Origin of the sequence: Methylocella tundrae, from assembly GCF_038024855.1 — a bacterium.
Taxonomy (GTDB): domain Bacteria; phylum Pseudomonadota; class Alphaproteobacteria; order Rhizobiales; family Beijerinckiaceae; genus Methylocapsa; species Methylocapsa tundrae.
Genome location: NZ_CP139089.1, coordinates 1,155,690 through 1,172,074, shown reverse-complemented (window position 1 = coordinate 1,172,074; position 16,385 = coordinate 1,155,690). Strand labels below are relative to the sequence as shown.

Sequence of the window (16,385 nt, the reverse complement as noted above, 5' to 3'; positions counted from 1 at the left end):
CTTCTAAGCCTTTTTCTGATCGATCGAATGACTCCATTTGATCGGAAAGCGCTCTAGAAAACGCCGTCGAAATCATCGCTCCAGGCGAGGATGGCATAGGGCTCCGTGTCTTTGTCGTTCTGGAGGATGACCGCCTCGGCGTTCACGCGCCGCCCGTCCTTGAGCCGAATGGCCATGTTGACGCGGTTCGCTTTGCGAGGGTCGAGCGAAACGCTGTCCTTGGCCTGACCGAGCTGGGACATGATCGCTTTGGGATCGCTCGTCCTGCGGGTGTCGAGGAGCGTTTTTGCAAGGTCGGGCGTCATGTGGGGCAGCGACTGGATCACCTCCGGGGGCGCCGCCATCACATCGATCTGCGGGATTCCATTGTAGATCGTCAAGAAAGGCATCGCGCTTTCGACGAGTTCCGGCGGCAGACCCAGCACGAACCGGAGTTCCGCGACATTCTGAAATGGCGATTGACGGGGTAAATATTTCAGCCCGGCGTCCTTATAGGCGTCGGCCTCCTTGTTTTGACCGGCGCCCTCGTTTTTTTTGCGCCATCCGATAATCCTATCGGCGTAATAGGCCGCGTCGCTGGACTTTGCGCCGAGCGTCTCGAACAGGCCCGCAAGCAATTCCTTCGTCGCCGCGTTGAGGTCGACGCGCGCTCCCTCGGTGCGGAAATTCACAGCGACATTGGCGCCCGCTAGCTGAAACCGGAAATCGCCAGTCGGACGGGGATCGTCAGGCGTCCGGCCGGTCAGCTGCAGCGCGGTGAGTTCGAGCCCGGCTGAAATCAGGGCGTCCGACTGCAGCCTGTCGCTGGAAACGCGCGCCGCGAGCGCGCTATTGCCGACATAGATCGCATAGCATGACGCGAACGTCGCGAGCGCCGCGATAATCCAGAGCACGGCGACGATGATGAAGCCGGCCTCTCCTTGCTCTCGGGGGAGATCCCTTGCCGTCGACGACAGCCTCAAAGGACCTCTCCGTTCGCTGGTTTCGTAGCGTCGTTCGGCGGCGGCTGACCACCGCCTTTGGTCGACTGTCCGCCGCCGCATTGCGACGAGGGCGTGGCTGAGGCGCAGATGGCGGCTGTGTTGACATGAATGAGGGTCGCCGTCGAAACGGCGAGAGTCTCGCCCGAATCCGCATTGCTGACGGTGATGCGGACGGCGGCGGGCAACACGGTCGCCTTGTCCCAGCTGTCGACCCAGGTCCGGTCGGGTCCCGCGAAAGCGAAAGATAAACGCAATGGGGCGCGCAACAGGAGGCTTGCGTCTGAAAATTCGAAATCATCAGTGCTGACGCCGACGCTGGCGGCCGGCGAGAATGCGATGCGCGAGCGCACCAATCCGCCTTCCTTTTCACTGTTTGCGAATCGTATGATCTCGAGGCCCGTCGGCGCTGGCCCGGTGGAGGGTTTAGGGCCGATCGGCGATCGCACAAACGTCACGGCGGATTCCGAACCGTAGAAAAGGACGCGTTCTTCGCCGATTGGCGCGATGAATTCCGCGGCGGCGAGGTCGGAGGCGACGCGATCAAGCCCGAGGCCGACGAGTTCGGTGCGCTGGAGAAGAGAGAAGCCGGCCTGCCAATGCGGAGACCATTGCGCCGTGACGACCGCGAGAATCGACAATATGAGCCCCATGAGGGCGACCGCCACAAGCGTTTCGATAAGCGAAAAACCATGCTGCGCCAGGCCGCGGCGCGCGATCGCGCGCAGAGCTTTCATTTGTCCGTCCTCGGGACAAGACGGAGTGTTTCGACCTCGACAAGCGATCCCGATGGAGAGCGAACCTTCACGACAATCGCCTCGGGGACCCAGTTTGGCGGCTCTTTCCCGGCGACTGGCGGCGATGGGTCGATAAAGGGAGAGGCGGAGACGCTCCAGGTCCCGCCAGAAGCGTCGCCGGCAAGATCCGCGGCGACGAGCTTCGACCGCTCAGGCAGGGCGGTTTCGACCTTACGCAACGTCGAAACAGCCACGAGCCGCTGATCGATCTGATGCACGGCGCGAATATTCGTCCCCATCAGCGCTCCAATGGCGCTGATACAAACGGCGACGACGGCGAGCGCGATCAGAACCTCGATCAGCGTGAATCCCGCTTCGCCACCCGCGGACGCGCGGGCCTCAGAAGGTCTTCTTTTGCACAATCTCAACGCCTCCGGTCAGCCACGCGACGCGGATCTCGAACGTGGCGCCGAGCCGCGAGAGAGATAACGTGCCGCCGCAGGAGAGTCCCGACCCGAAAAAGGAAATGCTCGTTCCCGCGTCGTGCTGGTCGCAGCTATCGGCGAGGATTGCGCTGAAAGCGACATCCCCTGGCACCCTGACGGACCCCCCGCCGGCGCCCGAGCGGACCGTTCGCGCAACCGTGTTGATTTCCGTCGAAACAGGAGCGCCCCGGCGCAGCGCCGCGTTGCGGTCGGACTTGAGCACGGCCGCGGTCGCGACGGCCAGAGCCTCGAGCCGCGAGCGCGAGGTGCCGTGCGGAAACGCCGGCAGCGCAATCGCCGCCAGCATCGCAATGATGGCAAGGACGCAGACGATTTCAAGCAGGGTGAACCCGCTCTCGTCCCATCGCTCCTTCATCGCCCCTCCGCTTTCTTCGTGCCTCCGATTTCCCAGCTCTTGATGTCGGCGGCTAAGCCGGTTCCGCCTTCCTGTCCGTCGGAGCCAAGGGAGGTGATCTCATAGGGGCCATGTTCCGAAGGCGAACGATAGATATAGGGATGAGCCCAGGGATCATTCGGAACATTGGCGTTCTTGAGGTACGGGCCATTCCAGGCGTTCGCGCCGCCGGGGCGCTGCACGAGGGCCGCGAGCCCTTGCGCGGTCGACGGATAGCGTCCGAGATCGAGATAATAGAGATCGAGCGCGCCGGACAGGCTCTCGATCTGAATTGTAGCGGCCTTGACCTTCGATTCGGAAAGATAGTTCAGGACGCGCGGTCCGACGAGGCCCATGATGAGCCCGATGATCGTGATGACGACCAGAATTTCGACCAGCGTAAAGCCAGCCTCGCCATGTCTTTCGTCCGGCGGCGGTCCGGCGCGGCGATTGGCGGCGCGCATCGTCAGCCAGAGCGCCGCGCGCCTCGGATGGAGTTCAACTCGCGCGGTCCGGCGTTCGCCTATGGTTTTGGCAGGCCCGTCTTTTTTCTTCATGTTGTAATCGCTTCCAAATTCAAGAATTTATTACCTTCAGGGGCATCGCTCACCCTACCACCTGGCTCACCGACATGAGCGCCGTCATGATCGATACGATCAGTCCGCCGACTATGACGCTGATGCTGATGATGGCCAGAGGACCGATGACCCCGACGAGCTTATCAAGGCTGCGTTGCAGTTTGACTTCATAGTAGCCGGCAATTCGCTCGGCGAGCATCGGCAGCTGGCCTGATTCCTCGCCCAGCCTGAGCGTGCGGATGGCCATCGGCGGAAGCGCCTGCGTTTCGCTCAGCGCATCGGACAGCTTGCCGCCCTGACGGACGATGTCGACGGTTTGGCCCCAGGCCTTCGAGCGCCCCGTCGTCGCCATCATATCGGCGAGGATGCGCAATGTCGCGGTGAGCGTCACTCCCGCCGTCAACAGCACGCCGAGATTGCGGCAAAAGACCGCGGTCCGCTGATAGCTCAAGACTTTGCTGAGCAAAGGCATGCGCCCGAGCGTCTCCATGATCGCGGCGCGCACCTTCTGCTGGCGCAGCAGCAGCCACGCGCCGACGGCGAGCGTGACGAAGCCGGCTCCCAACGCCTGAATGTGGGCGGAGAAAAAATCAGACAGGTTGAGAAATCCGGTGACGATCGGATCGAGCTTGGCGTTGAAATCGCGCAGCACGGCGCCGAACTGCGGCAGCACGAATGTCAGAAAGAAGATCAAAACCGCGCCGGCGGCGGACAGAACGAATGCGGGGTAGCGCAGGGCGTCGACGACCTTGCGGCGCAACGCCTCGGAGCGCGTGCGCTCCGCCGCCAGCGCCTCGAGCACGGGCACGAGATTGCCGGACGTCTCGCCGACGCGCACGAGGGCGACGTACATTGGCGAAAACAGCGAAGGGTAATGCGATAGCGCATCGGCGAAGCTTTCGCCGCCGAGAATTGTCGCGGTGATCTTGGCGATGGTCGGCCGCAAACGTCCGACGTCCGAATCCGTCGCGACGAGATCGAGCGCTTCATTGATGCGCGCGCCTGTCTTGAGGAGCAGCGCCAGGTCGCCGGTGAAGAAGGTCACATCCTCAAAGCGCGGGGCCGCGGCGACGCTGATCGTCCACCAGGCCGACCCGGTCCGGCCGCCATCGTCGCGCACCGTTTCAATGGGGATGAGGCCGAGATATTCGATGCGCAGCGCGACTTCCGACGCGCTCGCGGCCGAGATCGTTCCGCTCACCACCTCGCCAGTCTGGGTTAAGGCCTGATAGCGAAAATTCAACATCTGGAACGTCTTGGCATGTTGAGTGAACTTTGCAGCGGGATCGCGAAAGCTATTACGTTACGCGGCTGTGGTGTTCTTATCGCTAATATTTTATGCCTTCTCCTAGTCGATTTGGAAGTCCTTGAAAAGACCTTGGCTAGCGCAGCGTCGTTACGCGGAGCACTTCAGCGGTGGACGTTATCCCTGCGCGGCATTTGGCTACGGCGTCCTCGACCATGGTCGTCATGCCGGACCGGCGCGCGGCAAGATCGATCTGATGCGCGTCAGCCTGCGGCCCGACGAGGTCGTAAGCCTCCCCCCGCAATTCGAGCATTTCGAAGATCCCGTTGCGGCCGCGATAGCCGACGCCGCCGCAGCGTTCGCATCCCGCCGGCTCGCAGATGCAGTCGTCGGCCTTAAGGCCGAGAGCGCTGAGGCGGGGATCATCGGCGAGATCATCATCGGTCAGGGTCCGTTGGACCTTGCAGCGGTCGCAGAGAACGCGCACGAGACGTTGCGCGATGATGGCGCGCAGGGTGGACTTGAGAAGAAAGCCTTCAACGCCGAGGTCGAGCAGCCTCGGGATGGCGGCGGCGGCGGATTCGGTGTGCAGTGTGGTCAGGACGAGATGGCCTGTCAGCGCCGCGTTAACGGCGATATTCGCTGTCTCGGCGTCGCGCACTTCACCCACCATGATGACGTCTGGATCCTGGCGCACGAATGCGCGCATCGCCGTGGCGAAAGTGAGACCGATCGCGGGCTTGACCTGGCTTTGGTTGATGCCTGGAATTTCATATTCGACCGGATCCTCGATCGTCAGAATTTTGCGCGACGGCTGATTGAGCAAGGAGAGCATGGTCGCGAGCGTCGTGGTCTTGCCGCTGCCGGTCGGCCCGGTGACGATGATCATCCCATGCGGCAGAGCAAGCAGCCGCGTTACGATCTTTTCGTCGGCCGCGGATAATCCCAATCGGGCGACGTCGAGCAGACCGCGATCTTGCGGCAGCAAGCGCAGCACCGCGGATTCTCCATATTGCGTCGGCATGGTTGAGACGCGGATGTCGACGTCGGATCTTGCGATGCGCTGGCGGGCCGCGCCGTCCTGCGGCAGGCGCCGCTCGGCAATGTTAAGCCCGGCGAGGATCTTGATGCGGGAGATCAGCGCCTGCGGCAACGTGTCTTTCGGGGCCGGAACCGCCCGCAGCAGCCCGTCGACGCGCATGCGCACCGTAAGCGCATTGCGAAAGGGTTCGATGTGGATGTCGCTGGCGCGTAGCTCCACGGCTTTTTCAAACAAATCATTGACGGCGCGGACGACAGGGGCGCCGCTTGCCAGATCGCGCAGGCTTTCAATGTCGTCGTCGGCGCCTGCGGATCGGCGCTCATTCTGAGGCGCGGCGTCCTCTCCGCCGAGCCGCTCGCCAAGGATGATCGCGATGTCCTCGAAGGAGGCGACCTCGACCGCGACGGAAACGCCAAGGACGATTTCGGCGGCGCGCAGGGCGGCGCGGTCGCTTGGATCCGCGGCGGCGAGCTTATGCTCGCCCTCGGCGGTCACGAAGGGAAATACCGTGGTCTCGCGCAAGAAGCGGGGCGCAAAGCGATCGCATAAGGATTTCGCCGACACGAGTTCAGGCAGGCTCAGACGCGGTATGCCATAAAAATGTGCGACTTCGTCGGCAAACCCATGAGCCGAGAGATCGCTTGCTTCCCATAATTTGCGTAAGGTCGGTTCCGCGCTCCCTTCGGTCGCGGAGTCGAGCGGGGTTTCCGACGACAAGTGTCTTTTGTCCACAAGATGCTTGGCGAATTCGTTGAGTGGATTTTGATTCATAGCGTCCTGCCTGCCAATGAGACTAAGCTAGCCGTTCGGCGAACCACGAAGGGATCACTGGGAAAATGGGACCTGACCGACGCTGCCGGCGCATAGCTTGACCTCTACCGTAAGAATGGCGAAGATTTACATTATAGTGTCAAACTGTGACGATATTCGCTAGCGGGCTTTGGACGCGCATCAGTTGGTCGCTTTTATTCGGGTTGGGGTTATTGTTCAGAATTCAGCGCCGCGCCAAAGTTTATCTTTCGAGCCGATTGGTTTCGATCGCCTTGCTCCTGTGGGCGACGGCGTTTGTGGCGTCGTGCTCTCAGCTGCCATTGACGGGCGGCGGCACTGAATCGCCTGACGCGTTTGACAAGGTTCGCGGCCTCGATCTTCAGCCGAGATTTCCCAAAGGAGCCGAGACGGCCAACACGGGAGCGTCGGGCAGCGACCGGCCGGCGATCTATTATGGCGTCGAGGGGCCGGCGGGCGGAGCAGGCTCCGCTGCATCCGCGACCGGCGGCGGGGGCGCCGGAGCCGGCGAAGGCGTCGACCTGAATTTCGACAACGCGCCGGTTACGGCGGTCGCGAAAGTCATTCTCGGCGACATTCTGGGCGTTGGCTATTCGGTCGACCCGCGGGTGCAGGGTTCGATCACGCTGTCCTCCGGCCGTCCGGTTCCGAAATCGCGGCTCCTGTTCGTGCTCGAGAGCGCGCTTCGCACGGCCAATGCGGTGCTGACCCATGACGCCGGCGGCTATCGGATCATCCCGGTCGACGACGCCGTCGGCAATGGCGGCGTGGACCACGCCGGCGGCGAGCTGGAGCCGGGTTACGGGATGACCATCGTCCCGGTGCAGCATGTCGCCGTGCCGACGATCATGAAGCTCTTGGAGGGGTTTGCGACGCGGCCCGGCTCGATACGCGCTGATCCTGGAAATAATCTGATCATCGTGGTCGGCAATGGCGTCGAGCGCCGCACCGCCGTCGAGACCATTCTCAGCTTTGATCAGGACTGGATGCGCGGCCAGTCCGTCGGCATTTTCCCGGTGCGCAACACGAGTCCGGAGCCGGTTGTCGCGGAGCTCGAGAAAATTCTCGATTCGGGCGAAGCCGGCCTCAGCCAGAACATGGTCAAGCTGCAGCCGATCGCGCGCTCGAACGCGATTTTGGTGGTGGCCCGCAAGCCCGAGCTGCTGCGCGCCGCGGCGACCTGGATTTCCCGCCTCGACGGATCGTCGATGACCAGCACGGGGGTCAAGGTTTACCGGGTCCGGTATGGCGACGCCAAGCAGATCGCCAAGCTGCTGAATGACTTGTTCACGGGCGGCGCCGGCGGCGGCCTCGACTCTGGGGCCAATCAACTGGCGCCAGGCTCCGGCAGTCTCTCGGCGGCGGATCGATTGACGGGCGGCGGATCGGCCTCATCCTCGGGCCTTGGCGGCGGCGGCGCAGGCGCGGGAACGGGCGGCGGGATCGGAGGGGGTGCTGGAACGGGAACGGGAATGGGCGCCGGAGGCGCGGGGGGAATGGGAGCGGGCGGCGGCGGTGGCGGCGGTTTTGGGTCCTCGGGCTCGAACCCAAGTCCGTTCGGCGGGCTCGGCGGGGCGGCGGGCGGCGCAGATACAGGCGGCGCGGGCGCCGGCGCGGGTTCGGGATCGAGCGGCGGCGGCAAAGGACCGGTGTTGCTGCCCGGCGTCAGGATCATGGCGGACATTCCCAACAACGCCATCGTGATCTACGCCAATCAGCAAAGCTATCATGTCATCGAAAAAGCGCTGGAGCAGATCGATCGTCCGAAGCTGCAGGTCGCGGTCGATCTGACGATCGCCGAGGTGACCTTGAACGACACGCTGAATTACGGCGTCCAGTTCTTCCTCGGCAGCAGCAATCTCGGCCTTGGCATCAATAATGGGTCGATCACCAACACCGCGACCGCTATTCCCTTGGCGCAGACCTCCGCCACACAGGGGGGCACTTTGCCCGGCTTCAATCTCGTGCTGGGCAATCAGTTGAGCCCTCACGCGATCATCAACGCTTTGCATCAGTACACCAATGTGAAGGTGCTCTCCAATCCATCGCTCGTCGTCGTCGACAATCAGGTGGCGACCCTGCAGGTTGGTCAGCAGGTGCCGATCCAGACGGGTTCGGCGACCGTGCTCTCCGCCAACAACGCCGTCGTCAACACCATCGACTATAAGGACACGGGCATCATCCTGCGGGTTCAGCCGAGGGTCAATTTCAACGGCAATGTGTCGCTCGACATCGAACAGGAGATCAGCGCACAGGTCGCCGCGACGACGACGCTCGGGCCGACCTTCACCCAGCGCAAGGTGAAGAGCTCGATCAATGTCGCCAGCGGACAGACGGTTTTGCTCGCCGGCCTGATCCAGGACCAACAGGGCGGCGCCAAGCAGGGCATTCCCGTTCTCGACCAGATCCCCGTTCTCGGCAACGCCTTCAACAACAACGCCTACAACAACGTGCAGCGGACCGAACTCATCATCTTCATCCGTCCGCAGGTGATCCACGACGGCGTCGACGCTTCTTTCGTCGCCGAGGAATTGCGCGCCAAATTGCGCGGCGAGAAGGTCGGCAGCGTCTATCCGACAGGCGCCGTGACCCCGGTGCCAACGCGGGCCCTGCAGCAATGAACCGCAGCGCGGCTCCAGGCGCCTCCCGCATGCCGGCATGGGCCGACCGCGCAATGATCAAGCCGGCCGCGCTCGCCGCCGTGGCGCTTGGCGCAACTGTGTCCGTCGCCGATGGGACCGGGCGCTGGTTCGGGAGCGGGCTGGCGCTTCTGATGCTGGCCATCGCCGCCATTGACGCGCGCCGTTTCATCATTCCAAACAGCCTCTGCCTCGCCGCCTTTCTGCTGGGCCTCGTTGAGGCCTCCTATGACGCGTGGCCGGACGCGCTCGAGGGGATAGGCCTCGCCCTTGGCCGCGCGGCGGTCCTCGGCCTCGCCTTTTTCGGACTTCGCGAGATCTATGGCCGCCTGCGCCGGCGTGAGGGGTTGGGCCTTGGCGATGTGAAGCTCGCCGCCGTCGCGGGCGCCTGGCTTGACTGGACTTTCATGCCGCTTGCCGTCGAGATCGCGGCGCTTGCGGCGCTGGCTGTCTACGCGTTCAATCAGATAGCGGACCGGCGTCCGTTCGACCGTGCCGCCCGGTTGCCATTCGGGCTGTTCTTTGCGCCCGCGATCTGGGTGTGCTGGCTCATTCAGACCGTTGCTTTTCAGTTCTGAGGATGTCTATGGCGATCGCAACTTTCGGGCTCAGGGGCAAGAAGAATATAGCGCGAACGGCGGCGCTCCGTCGCGGGCGCCGCATTATCTTCATGGTTCTGCTGGTCGCCGCGCCGCTGCAATGCCTTGCCGGGAGCCGCCTGCGCGAGGGCATGTCCGCCGCCGCCGCCCACAATTATGTCAAGGCGGCAGAAATTTTCCTGCCGCTCGCCGTCGGGGGCGACGCACGCGCGCAGTCTTACCTTGGCTACATGTACGCCAATGGCGAGGGCGTGCCGCAAAACTACATGGTCTCGGCCGGCTGGTATCATTGCGCGGCCGGGCAGGGTTTCCCCAATGCGCAATATATGCTCGGGCTCATGTATGACAGAGGGCAGGGGGTGCCCCAGGATTACGTGATGGCCTACACGTGGTTGAACCTCGCCGTCGGAGGCGCGGGCCCCGAGCGCGACCAGTGGGTCAAAATTCGTGACGCCGTCCTCTCGAAGTTGACGTTAGCCGAGCGGCAGATGGCGCAGCTGCTGGCTTTTTCGGGGCCCCCGCCGACGCCTTGTCTGCCGATCCAGGCGGGGTTCTGACGATCGGCGATTTTGACTCGATCCGAGCGGATAGCGTATAGGCTTCAGGCGGCGCCGGGGACGACTCGGCCGCGCGACGCGGGTGTAGCTCAATGGTAGAGCAGCAGCCTTCCAAGCTGAATACGAGGGTTCGATTCCCTTCACCCGCTCCAGCTTCCACATTGTCCGGCCCGGCGCTGCAATGGGCGAGGGCCGTCCCTTGCTCCTGCAATTATCGGTCAGTCCTGGGCGTGGCTCCAGCTTGAACTGCCCCGTGAGCCCTGCGCGAGCGTATCCGCCGTCGGCCGCAAAAAATCCGCGTCTTGTTGTATATTTGCATCTACATATCACGCCGCTTTGAATAGCTAAATTATATCCCGAGAATTGTATTTAGAATTAAAACAATAAGAGAATAGAAATGTTGTAGATAGCCCAGCCTGCGCCTTATCGAACGCCATGCGCCAAGCATTGGCATGATGAGCGAGCATAAGGCGATCGGGATGTTAAGAGCTGTGGCCCCCCAAAGGCTTCGCGCGGCCAAGAAATTGTGGATCCTCTGCTCCGCCGCGGTCGCGAGCATGGCGTCGATGGCGATGGCCGAAGCCGCTGACGTTGCGGCAAGCGCGCCGGCGGCTCCTCTGGAAGCGTCGGCCGCTGCTCCCAGCGATCAGCCCTCAATCTCATCCAGCATTCCGCAGCTGGGAGCTTTCAAGACGATGCTGCTCGACCGGGGCTTCAACCTTCAGGTGAATTACATTGGCGAGGTTTTCGGCAATCCGATGGGCGGCGTCAGGCAGGGCGCGCTCTATGAACAGCGCATCGAACTTGGGCTCGACGCCGATATGGAGAAAATTGCCGGCGTCAAAGGGCTCACCTCTCATGTGAATTCCTATGCGATCGCCGGATCGAGCCTTTCAACTTACAATCTCTTCAACTATTCGGCGATCAGCTATATCGCGGCGCATCCCGCGTTCTTGATGTTTGAACTTTGGGTCGAGCAGAATTTCTTTGACGGCAGACTGGCGGTCCGCGCCGGTCAACTGGCGGCCGACTGCGAGTTCTTCATCAGTGAATTTGCTCAATTGTCCCTCAACTCGACCTTCGGTTGGCCGAACATTTTTGCGACCGATTTCCCCAGCGGAGGCCCAGCCTATCCTTATGCGACGCCTGCGGTTCGCGTAAAATTCAAGGCGACGGATCAACTGACGCTGCTGGGGGCTGTCTTCAATGGCGATCCGACAGGCGCCGGCATTACCGGAAGACCGGCGGAGTTCGACCACTTTGGCGCCAATTTTCGCCTGCGCGACGTTCCTTTCCTGATTGGCGAGGCGCAATATGCCTATAATCAGGACAAGGATTCTGACGGATTGGCCGGAAAGGTGAAATTCGGCGGCTGGTATCAATTCGGCAGGCTCGATGACGAGCGTTTTGGAACAGACGGCCTCTCGCTGGCGGACCCGCGCAGCAATGGCCAGGCTATGAAGCGCACCGGCGATTTTGGCGTTTATGGCGCGATCGACCAGATGTTCTGGCGGCTGCCGGGCGATGATCCGAAAGCGGGCATCGGCGGTTTTGCGCGCGTCACGGGTTCGCCCAGCGATCGCAATCTCATGGATTTTTATGCCGACGCGGGCGTCGATTTCATCGGGCTTTGGAGCCAGCGTCCTTGTGACCTGTTCGGCGTGTCGGTCGCCTATTCTGAACTCTCTCCATCGGTTCATGCGCTCGATCTTGACGCAGCCGCCTATGCCGGAACGCCGCGGGCGTCGCGCAATTATGAGTTGCTGCTTGAAGCGACCTATCAGGCACAGATCGTCCCCGGGTGGACGGTTCAACCCGACTTTGAATATGTCTTTCATCCGGGCGGAGGCGCCGTCAATCCGCTGAACCCGATGAGCGGACGCATTCCCGACGCGGCGGTGTTTGGCGTTCGTACCACGGTGCAATTCTAGAGCATTTTCAGCAAAAAGGCGGACACCGGTTTTGCGTCAGAAAATGTCATAACCTCTTGAAATGGTGGCGGTTTCGAAACGGCTGAGTGATGTCGCTCAACCTGAAACCGCTTGGAGAATTTCGGGGAGGCGCGCGGTTTTTCCAGACGCGGGTCCGCGGCGGCGGGCGCCGAGGACGTTGACGGAGCCGCCGCTCCAGGGCTAAGCCTCCGGCGAGGACAGTTAATGAGTGAGGCAAAAGTCATCATCGAGACGCTCGGCCGCTGCGGCGTGATTACGCTCAATCGCCCCGCCGCGTTGAATTCGCTCGATCTCGATATGGCCCGGGCGATCCACGAGGCTCTCGACCGATGGGAAAACGACGCGGCTGCCGCTAGCGTCCTTATCAGGGGCGCCGGAGGCCGGGCCTTTTGCGCCGGCGCTGACATTCGCGCCCTTTACCAATTGGGCAAGGCCGGGCGCGCAGCCGAACAGCTGGCTTTCTTTCGCGAGGAATACAGCCTCAACCGGCGGATCAAAAATTACCCCAAGCCTTACGTCGCCCTGATGGATGGCGTCGTGATGGGCGGCGGCGCCGGCCTTTCCGTGCACGGCTCGCATCGCGTCGCCGGCGACGCTCTCGATTTCGCCATGCCGGAGGTCGGCATCGGCTTTTTCCCGGACGTCGGCGCGACTTATTTCCTGCCGCGTTTGCCCGGCCGGACCGGGGCTTATCTCGCGCTCACCGGCGCGCGCATCGGCTGCGCGGAGGCTACCGCCCTGGGGCTCGCCTCCGCCTACGTCCCTTCCGCGCGCCATGACGCTCTGACCCGAAGGCTGATCGAGGGCGAGGACGCCGCAGCGGCGATCGCCGCCGAAAGCAAGCCGGCGCCGCCTTCGACCCTGTCCGGACAGCGGCCTTTCATCGACGCATGTTTCAGCGCGGCGACCGTCGCGGAGGTCGTCGCCAAAGCCGGCGCGGACGGCTCCGCCTTCGCGGACAAGACCCTCGCCGCGCTCTTGCTGAAATCGCCGACCAGCCTCGCCATCGCCCTGCGCCAGATGCAAATTGGCGCCGACCTTGGCCTCGAGGAGGCGTTGCGCATTGAATTTCGCATCGTCGCGCGGATATTGCAGAGCAATGACTACTATGAAGGCGTTCGTGCGACGATTATCGAGAAGGATCATCGTCCGCGTTGGAGCCCGGCGGCCATCGACGCGGTGAGCAAGGCCGACATCAACGCCTATTTCGCGGCTCTGCCGGATGATCTCGCCTTTTGTACCCCGGTGGCACGGCGATGAAAGCTTTGCGGGGCTCTGACGGGACCGTCGAACGCCCGGACTCAGGCGCTGCGATCCGGCTCGGCGAAGCCAGCGAAACCGGCGAGGAGTCGCCCTGGGGCGTGATCCTTGTCATTTTTATGCGCCTATTGGCCGCGTTATGGGTGTTGCAGGGGCTGATCCAATGGAGCGCCGTCCTGGTTCCGAGCGAACCTTTCCTCGACGCGGCGGCGCCGGTCGCGAGCGCGGCGGTGATATTCTTTGCCGTGCTTGATCTCGTCGCCGCGGTCGGCCTCTGGCTCGCGACCCCTTGGGGCGGCGTGCTCTGGCTATTCAGCGCGGTCGCGCAAATCTTCGCCGCGGCAATGATTCCGCCCTTTTTCGGCAAAGTCTGGATTGGCGTCAACGCCGTTCTAATCGTCGCCTATTTTGTGCTGACGTGGCAGGCGAGCCATCCGGGCGCTCATGCGGCGCGGCGCAAGCGGCGCTGACGCCAGGGCTTGCGCCTTTACAACATATGCGTCAGCGATCAAGCTGCCGCAGGATCCGCCGCTTCCAACCGCGGAGGGCCGGGCGGATTCAATCGGCCCGCTCTTTGCAATCCATGCGGACGGCCGGAGATGGCGCGCGGAACCTCGCGTTCAGTCATGTGGGCGTCATCAGGGTTGATCACATTCCAGCGACTTTCACCGGGAGACCATGGCAGTGACTTCGCAGGCGCAAGAACCGAAGATGTCGGAAGTCAAACGGATCGGCGATGCGAAGCGCGCCGCCAAAGCCAATCTCGAAGGGAATGAGGCTTCGGCTCAGGGCGAGAGCGCCGTCAAGGACAATGGGAATGCCGAGACGCTCGCGGCGAGCGACGAATTCCTCGCCAGCGTCGAAGAAATCGCCGTCGAGCCCGATTTCGCCAGCGCGGCTGCGGTGGCGGACGAGGCGGGGCCCGCGCCGCTCTCAGACCGCGCAGTCCGCGAGGCGCCCCTGGACGATCTCCGCCAATCGCCGCACCGCTTCATCAATCGTGAGCTGTCCTGGCTCGAATTCAACAGGCGCGTTTTGCAGGAAGCCTCCAACCGCAATCATCCGCTCCTCGAACAGGTGCGCTTCCTTTCGATTTCGGCGACGAATCTCGATGAGTTCTTCATGGTTCGCGTCGCCGGCCTGCGCGGACAGATGCGCGCCGGCGTGACGACGCCGTCAGAGGATGGGCTGGCCCCGACGCAGCAACTCGCCAGAATTCGCGAACGCGTCGGACTGTTGACTGTCGAGCAGCAGCGCCGCTGGCGGGAGCTCCGCCAGGAACTGATCGGCGCCGGCATCACTCTGCTCGATCCGCCGGACCTTGACGCCGCCGACAAGGATTGGCTCGAGCAATATTTCCTGACCCATATCTTCCCGGTTTTGACGCCGCTCGCAATCGATCCCGCGCATCCATTTCCATTCATTCCGAATTTTGGCTTCACCATCGCCCTCGAGCTCATCGGCCCGGTCGATCGAAAGACGTCGAAGGCGCTGATCCGGCTGCCGGCGAAGATCCAGCGTTTCGTTCGCCTGCCCGAGCAGGGGGACGAAAAGCGCCAGCGTTTCGTCGCGCTCGAAAACGTCATCAGCATGTTCACGCATAATCTCTTCCCAGGCTATCGCGTGCGCGGGCTCGGCCTTTTCAGGGTTATTCGCGACAGCGATCTCGAAGTCGAGGAGGAGGCGGAAGATCTGGTTCTCCTGTTTGAAAGCGCGCTGAAGCGCCGCCGCCTCGGTTCGGTGATCAGGCTCGAATTCGACAGCCAGATGCCGGAAGAGCTCAGCAGCTTTGTCGCGGAGGAGCTTGATGTTCCTCCCGAGGAGATTTTCGTTCTCGACGGCATGTTGGCCTTGAACGAGTTGTCCGAGATCGTCAGCCTCGATCGGCCGGAGCTCAAGTTCAAGCCTTACAATCCGCGCTTCCCGGAACGTCTGCGCGATAATGGCGGCGACTGCTTCGTCACCATCAAGCAGAAGGACCTCGTCGTTCACCACCCTTATGAATCATTCGACGTCGTCGTCCAGTTCCTCAATCAGGCGGCGACGGATGCGAATGTCATTGCAATCAAGCAGACCCTTTACCGCACCTCTTCCGATAGCCCGATCGTTCGCGCCCTCATCGACGCGGCGGAGGCCGGCAAGTCGGTGACCGCCCTTGTCGAACTCAAGGCGCGTTTTGACGAGGCCGCCAACATCCGCTGGGCGCGCGATCTCGAACGCGCCGGCGTGCAGGTCGTGTTCGGCTTCATCGAGCTGAAGACGCACGCCAAATTATCGATGGTGGTGCGCCGCGAGGGCGGCGCGCTGACGACCTATTGTCATGTCGGCACCGGCAATTACCACCCCGTGACGGCGAAGATTTACACCGATATTTCCTTCTTCACCGCCGACCCTGCGATCGGCAGGGATGTGTCGCGCATCTTCAACTACATCACCGGTTATGCCGAGCCGGAGGGCCTTGAACTCATGGCGGTTTCGCCTATCTCCCTGAAGGCGCGGCTGCTCCAGCATATCAGCGAGGAAATCGCTTTCGCGAAAGCTGGCAAGCCCGCCGCGATCTGGGCCAAATGCAATTCCCTCGTTCATCCTGAGATCATCGACGCCTTTTACGCGGCGAGTCAGGCCGGCGTAAAAATCGATCTCATCGTGCGCGGCATCTGCTGCCTGCGCCCCGGTTTGCAGGGTCTTTCCGAAAACATCCGCGTCAAATCGATCATCGGACGCTTTCTCGAACATGCGCGCGTCTATTGTTTCGGCGGCGGCCACGGCCTGCCGCATCCAAAGGCGAGGGTCTATATTTCCTCGGCCGACCTCATGCAGCGCAATCTCGACCGGCGTGTCGAAGCCTTGCTGCCAATTTTGAATCCGACCGTGCATGAGCAGGTGCTGGATCAGATCATGGTCGCCAATCTCATTGACAACCAGCAGAGCTATCGCGTCTTGCCTGACGGCGCGAGCGCGCGCATACAAGCCCCGCCGAGCGAAGAACCATTCAACGCCCATTCCTATTTCATGACAAATCCGAGTCTGTCAGGCCGTGGAAAATCTCTTAAAACGTCCAGTCCCAAAACCCTCTTCAAGCGCCTGGACAACCGCTGAGCCGTTGCGCGTTGCGACTGAGGGCGAG

At 62.4% G+C, this 16,385-nt stretch carries 14 protein-coding genes and 1 tRNA gene; 8 read left to right on the top strand and 7 right to left on the bottom strand.

Going from position 1 to position 16,385, the window contains the following annotated elements; translation table 11 throughout:
* Positions 1-53: 53 nt before the first annotated feature.
* The 7 genes from SIN04_RS07890 to SIN04_RS07860 form a co-directional block, all read right to left on the bottom strand.
* Positions 54-962 carry a general secretion pathway protein GspK gene (locus SIN04_RS07890; protein ID WP_244605720.1) on the bottom strand — a complete coding sequence of 303 codons (909 nt, stop codon included), beginning with the start codon at positions 960-962 and terminating at the stop codon, positions 54-56.
* Positions 959-1,717, bottom strand: a complete 759-nt coding sequence (locus tag SIN04_RS07885) for a PulJ/GspJ family protein (protein ID WP_134488097.1) — start codon at positions 1,715-1,717, stop codon at positions 959-961. Before SIN04_RS07885 ends, SIN04_RS07890 begins: the two co-directional genes overlap by 4 nt.
* Positions 1,714-2,139 (bottom strand): type II secretion system protein, encoded by a 426-nt coding sequence (locus SIN04_RS07880; protein ID WP_166795876.1) that lies wholly within the window; start codon positions 2,137-2,139, stop codon positions 1,714-1,716. Before SIN04_RS07880 ends, SIN04_RS07885 begins: the two co-directional genes overlap by 4 nt.
* Positions 2,117-2,578: a prepilin-type N-terminal cleavage/methylation domain-containing protein gene (locus SIN04_RS07875; protein WP_134488093.1), complete on the bottom strand. Its 462-nt coding sequence runs from the start codon at positions 2,576-2,578 to the stop codon at positions 2,117-2,119. The genes SIN04_RS07880 and SIN04_RS07875 overlap by 23 nt, the downstream gene beginning before the upstream one ends.
* Positions 2,575-3,060 (bottom strand): type II secretion system major pseudopilin GspG, encoded by a 486-nt coding sequence (gene gspG / locus SIN04_RS07870; protein WP_341264458.1) that lies wholly within the window; start codon positions 3,058-3,060, stop codon positions 2,575-2,577. The genes SIN04_RS07875 and gspG overlap by 4 nt, the downstream gene beginning before the upstream one ends.
* Positions 3,061-3,202: 142 nt before the next feature.
* Positions 3,203-4,420: a type II secretion system F family protein gene (locus SIN04_RS07865; protein WP_134488091.1), complete on the bottom strand. Its 1,218-nt coding sequence runs from the start codon at positions 4,418-4,420 to the stop codon at positions 3,203-3,205.
* A gap of 136 nt (positions 4,421-4,556) precedes the next feature.
* Positions 4,557-6,233 carry a GspE/PulE family protein gene (locus tag SIN04_RS07860; protein ID WP_134488089.1) on the bottom strand — a complete coding sequence of 559 codons (1,677 nt, stop codon included), beginning with the start codon at positions 6,231-6,233 and terminating at the stop codon, positions 4,557-4,559.
* Positions 6,234-6,529: 296 nt separating this feature from the next.
* Here SIN04_RS07860 and gspD point away from each other — a divergent pair, with 296 nt between their 5' ends.
* The 8 genes from gspD to SIN04_RS07820 all read left to right on the top strand — a co-directional run bounded on the left by gspD (position 6,530) and on the right by SIN04_RS07820 (position 16,357).
* Positions 6,530-8,872 (top strand): type II secretion system secretin GspD, encoded by a 2,343-nt coding sequence (gspD, locus tag SIN04_RS07855; protein ID WP_341264351.1) that lies wholly within the window; start codon positions 6,530-6,532, stop codon positions 8,870-8,872.
* Positions 8,869-9,468, top strand: coding sequence for a prepilin peptidase (locus tag SIN04_RS07850; RefSeq protein WP_134488085.1), 600 nt, complete (start codon positions 8,869-8,871; stop codon positions 9,466-9,468). Before gspD ends, SIN04_RS07850 begins: the two co-directional genes overlap by 4 nt.
* Before the next feature lie 8 nt (positions 9,469-9,476).
* Positions 9,477-10,046 (top strand): tetratricopeptide repeat protein, encoded by a 570-nt coding sequence (locus SIN04_RS07845; RefSeq protein WP_244605717.1) that lies wholly within the window; start codon positions 9,477-9,479, stop codon positions 10,044-10,046.
* A gap of 78 nt (positions 10,047-10,124) precedes the next feature.
* Positions 10,125-10,198, top strand: a tRNA-Gly gene (locus SIN04_RS07840).
* Between the two features lie 327 nt (positions 10,199-10,525).
* Positions 10,526-11,977, top strand: a complete 1,452-nt coding sequence (locus SIN04_RS07835; protein WP_166795875.1) for a carbohydrate porin — start codon at positions 10,526-10,528, stop codon at positions 11,975-11,977.
* A 225-nt stretch (positions 11,978-12,202) separates the two neighbouring features.
* Complete coding sequence (locus SIN04_RS07830; RefSeq protein ID WP_134488081.1) at positions 12,203-13,258, top strand: enoyl-CoA hydratase/isomerase family protein; 1,056 nt, start codon at positions 12,203-12,205, stop codon at positions 13,256-13,258.
* Positions 13,255-13,728: a hypothetical protein gene (locus tag SIN04_RS07825; RefSeq protein WP_134488079.1), complete on the top strand. Its 474-nt coding sequence runs from the start codon at positions 13,255-13,257 to the stop codon at positions 13,726-13,728. Before SIN04_RS07830 ends, SIN04_RS07825 begins: the two co-directional genes overlap by 4 nt.
* A gap of 241 nt (positions 13,729-13,969) precedes the next feature.
* Positions 13,970-16,357, top strand: coding sequence for an RNA degradosome polyphosphate kinase (locus SIN04_RS07820; protein ID WP_244605716.1), 2,388 nt, complete (start codon positions 13,970-13,972; stop codon positions 16,355-16,357).
* The last annotated feature ends 28 nt before the right edge of the window (positions 16,358-16,385 follow it).